This is a genomic window from Cupriavidus sp. 05N39 (assembly GCF_056397325.1).
This window is the reverse complement of sequence record NZ_JBFTNE010000312.1, coordinates 1-460: the sequence shown is the minus strand read 5'-3', so window position 1 is coordinate 460 and position 460 is coordinate 1. Positions and strand designations below refer to the sequence as shown.

At 65.7% G+C, this 460-nt stretch carries 1 protein-coding gene; it reads right to left on the bottom strand.

Features of this window, described 5'->3' with window-relative positions; all coding sequences use genetic code 11:
• Positions 1-460 (bottom strand): alpha-amylase family glycosyl hydrolase (locus AC1DN0_RS41470; protein WP_477146665.1); only part of this gene is annotated, 460 nt, incomplete at both ends.

Below are 460 nucleotides of genomic sequence, written 5' to 3'. Positions count from 1 at the left end.
CGTTGATGTAATAGCGCGGGTCGTCGGCGAGCCGGTAGTAGCTGGCGTTGTCGATGCCCTTGAACGACAACGTCGGCCCCAGCTCGTTGCCTTCGGCAGTGTGGTTGTAGACCACGTCCAGGATCACTTCAAGGCCCGCGGCGTGCACACCGGCCACCATCTGCTTGAACTCGGCGATGGCGTTGGTGGACAGCAGGCGCGGGTCCGGCGCGAAGAAGGCCAGCGTGTTGTAGCCCCAGTAGTTGCGCAGCCCGCGCTCCAGCAGGTGCTGGTCGTCGACATGCGCATGAATGGGCAGCAGCTCCAGCGCGGTGGCGCCGAGGTGCCTGAGATGGTCCAGCACGCCATCGTGCTTGAGCGCGGAGAACGTGCCGCGCGCCGCTTCGGCCACGTCCGGGTGCCGCATCGTGAGCCCACGCACATGCGCTTCGTAGATCACCGTATCTTCCCAGGCCACGCA